Source organism: Deltaproteobacteria bacterium (genome assembly GCA_016874775.1).
Taxonomy (GTDB): Bacteria; Desulfobacterota; Binatia; order Bin18; family Bin18; genus VGTJ01.
In genome coordinates this window covers 1-3363 of the sequence record VGTJ01000319.1, presented here as the reverse complement: position 1 = coordinate 3363, position 3363 = coordinate 1, and the positions used below count along the sequence as shown (strand labels likewise).

Here is a 3363-nt window from a genome sequence, read left to right as displayed (position 1 = left end):
CTACCCGTCTCTGGCTGCAGTGCGCTGCAAGAATTGGCCCGGCCTGGGCCGCCCTAGTCCGCCGGGCGCACGTAGGGCCAAGGCGCACCGCCGAGCAGGCGTGCGACTTCCTCCGCCCCCGCCCCCACACGCTGTCGATCACCCTGAACCCGGCGAGCGGCGCGCCGAGCGGCATTCTGAGGAGCTGCAGGGGCTGCTCGAGAAGATCATCGTGCGGCTCGTGAAGGCACTGACCCGACTGGGTTATCTGGTGCAAAAGGAGGGCATGAGCTACCTCTCCGAGCTCGACCCGGATAACCCGCTCAAGCCCCTGCAGGCGGCCAGTTTTGCTTACCCCATCGCGCTGTGGCCACGCACCTAACTCAAGGGGTGAATCCTCATCGAGAGCGGGGAGTCTTCGCCAAACTGCGCACGCTTGACCGCGCTGGACTTCTGCTCGGGGTGGGAGTAACGTCGTCCATCAGGGAAAAGGCGGTTTGAATTTCCTATTCTCACTAGGCACTGCTGAAGGCGATTGATCTGAATCACTATCGGCTGGAGTCCTTGCCGTCCGAGCCACATATCAGCTGGATCACGATCGAATAGTTGCATGTTGTTACGTTAATGCTTAAGCGCGCAATTAAAGGTTGCCTGCAAAGTGTGGCGAAAGGTTTGACCGGATTCCGGGCAGGGAGATTCTTTCACCAGCAGTTGCTCGAGGCCGGCATGAATATCAACATGCCAGTCAATCACGGCGGCGTGAAGATGTCTTTTACTTCACCCAATGCATTGACCCGCTACCGTTCCGAAAGTTTCTCCGAAAAAGAGCCGGACACGCTGACCTGGCTGGAGAGCCTTCCTGAAGGCGCCGTGCTGTGGGATATCGGCGCAAATGTCGGGCTGTATTCGATATACGCCGCTAGGAAAGTCAATGCGCGCGTATTCGCTTTCGAGCCTTCTGTTTTCAATCTAGAGCTGCTGGCGCGGAACATCTTCCTCAATGAATTGCAGGAGCGTGTCACCATTGTTCCGGTTGCGCTCAGCAATGCGCTCGGACCCAGCCTGTTTAAGATGAGTTCCACCGCATGGGGCGGTGCCTTGTCCACATTCGGTCAGGGTTTCGACCAGCATGGCGACAAGCTTAAGTCGATCTTCGAATATCAGACCATGGGTATGACCATGGACGAAGCGATCCGCCTGCTCAATATCCCCGCACCCCTTTTCATTAAGATCGATGTCGATGGTATCGAGCACTTCATCCTGCGTGGTGGCAAAGAAACGCTGAAGGCCGTCGAGAGCGTGATGGTGGAAATCGACGACGGTTTCACCGAGCAGGCTCAAGAGACGGTGCGCCACCTGGCAAACGCTGGACTAACCTTGCTGAAGAAATGCGGCGGCGATGCCGGCAGCCAGTACAACCAGTGGTGGGTACGCCGTATCGCCTAATCATGTCCTTCTATCCCGTACTCGCGGCGCCCGGCTGTATCGGGCAGACCACCCTATACAACTTCCCGCCGAACAACTGGGAAGACACGCGCAAGGAATCCCGTTGCGTCAACTTGACCTGGGTTCAGGACAGAGTCTGGTGCTCCGTCACGCTCGGCGAGTTGGCCTTCGGAGCGATGCAGGCGTATGCTCGCTCCGACGTAGTAGCGTACGTGCCGGAAGATGCCTTGCCACTGCTGTCACTGGCTTCTTCTTCTTTTCCGGAGCGCAGCGAGACTCTGCCGATGGGCACGCACGGCACCCATATGCCGAACTGGCGTGCCACCTTGAGCCTTGTGTCACCGCTTGCCTCAACCTGTTATCAGGGCGAGCTCGACCCCTTTCCCGTACCGGGCTCTTTACTGACCTTCGCGCCCTTCATGCAGTTCGGGCCTGGAGTAGAAAACTATATGTTGTTCCTCAACCTAGAAAAGAGTGCGCAAGCTCGAACATCCACTGTTGAGATTTACGACAGCGCTGTGCCCGGCCGCCGCCGCGGAAGCTTCGAGGTCCGTAATAACGCTGTCTCGGTCGTGAGCTTGGATGGTATGGGAATCGGGCCGGAGAATTTGCCCGTAACCATCTGCAAGGACATGTCCGGTATTCCGCTTTACCTTTCAAAAACTGCTGATGGCGCCTGCCTAAGTCTCGAACATACACACCCCCCTGCATCTTATGTCATCCATGGCAAGCGTTGGGATGCGCAGAAGTTCCTCAAGAAAGAATGGTTTGCGAAACTGGGGCAAGCATGAAACGCCATATCGAGAGACTGCGCCGCGCCACCTGGACCTACAAACAGCCGCTGACGCGTGTGCCGGCCATTGCCGGAGCGCCAGTGAGCGATCTTTTCGTCTGGCGTAATTCCGAAGAGTGGGAGACCTTCTTCGAGCTGACCGACCTGCCAGCCCTCTTTGCTGGCCCGGACAGCGCCGGCCGCAATGTGGCCATTGTGTTTTTCGATGCCGCCGGCTACTCTTTTTCCGAAAAAACGGTTGAAATCACGCCCGGACGCCGCAACACCCTGGCCTTATCGGCAATAATCGGCAACGTCCACGGTGCTGCTGGGACTTTCTCCGTCTTTCATACGCATACGCCGCAAAGCTTGCGGGCCCTGGGCTCACACCTGGCCGAGCGAGGTTACGTGAGCTACCGCTATCGCGGCGCCCCACTGCGGGCCTATGTGCACGGCAATTTGGATGCGATTGCCCGTTTGCCTGACCAGAGTTTGCAATTGTTGGGCGGGCAGAGTTTTCGCCTCCGCGAATACCACCTTCAACATTCTTTGGACATGCAATGCTGCTACGAACTCGGTATTGTCAATCCCACCTCGAAGAAGCAAAGAATCGTTTGTCGAACCCTATCCGCAAACGGTAACACCCTCGGTTCGCATGTATTGGATTTGGCGCCTTGCGGTAGTCATCTGTTTAAGGTGGCGCCGAAGCGTGTGCAGCAACGGATTGTCATGAGGAGCCGACTGATAATGGCGCGGCCCCTAGTATTCCGCGTTCAGAATCAAACAATGGATGTCTTTCATGGATAAGAAAATACTGGAGGTCGGTTACGACTATTTCGAAAGAGTAAAAATCAGTGACCGTGCGCCCTTGGACTTTATCGGTGGTCAGTGTGAGATTTATGCTTACCCCATCGCGCTGTGGCCACGCACCTCACTCAAGGGGTGAATCCTCATCGAGAGCGGGGAGTCTTCGCCAAACAGCGCACGCTTGACCGCGCTGGACTTCTGCTCGGGGTGGGAGTAACGTCGTCCATCAGGGAAAAGGCGGTTTAAATTTCCACTACTCTTAGATCAAACCGGTCAGCTTGGATAATTTTTCTGACAAACAGCCCGGTGAAAACCCCCACAAAACTGAATGAAGGGCCGCTGGCGCAGGCCACGCGTAG

At 56.6% G+C, this 3363-nt stretch carries 4 protein-coding genes; all 4 read left to right on the top strand.

Going from position 1 to position 3363, the window contains the following annotated elements:
• Nucleotides 1-100 precede the first annotated feature (100 nt).
• The 4 genes from FJ147_27965 (at nt 101) to FJ147_27950 (ending at nt 3004) form a co-directional block, all read left to right on the top strand.
• Complete coding sequence (locus FJ147_27965; protein MBM4259720.1) at nt 101-361, top strand: hypothetical protein; 261 nt, start codon at nt 101-103, stop codon at nt 359-361.
• Between the two features lie 242 nt (nt 362-603).
• On the top strand, nt 604-1425 hold the full coding sequence (locus FJ147_27960) for an FkbM family methyltransferase (protein ID MBM4259719.1): 822 nt from the start codon (nt 604-606) through the stop codon (nt 1423-1425).
• 2 nt (nt 1426-1427) lie between these two features.
• The gene (locus FJ147_27955; protein ID MBM4259718.1) at nt 1428-2216 is read left to right on the top strand and encodes a hypothetical protein; all 789 of its coding nucleotides are present in this window, start codon (nt 1428-1430) and stop codon (nt 2214-2216) included.
• On the top strand, nt 2213-3004 hold the full coding sequence (locus tag FJ147_27950; protein ID MBM4259717.1) for a hypothetical protein: 792 nt from the start codon (nt 2213-2215) through the stop codon (nt 3002-3004). The genes FJ147_27955 and FJ147_27950 overlap by 4 nt, the downstream gene beginning before the upstream one ends.
• The last annotated feature ends 359 nt before the right edge of the window (nt 3005-3363 follow it).

Coding starts and splice junctions, on each gene's coding strand:
- FJ147_27960 (MBM4259719.1), top strand. CDS start 604: ATGCTTAAGCGCGCAATTAAAGGTTGCCTGCAAAGTGTGGCGAAAGGT.
- FJ147_27955 (MBM4259718.1), top strand. CDS start 1,428: ATGTCCTTCTATCCCGTACTCGCGGCGCCCGGCTGTATCGGGCAGACC.
- FJ147_27950 (MBM4259717.1), top strand. CDS start 2,213: ATGAAACGCCATATCGAGAGACTGCGCCGCGCCACCTGGACCTACAAA.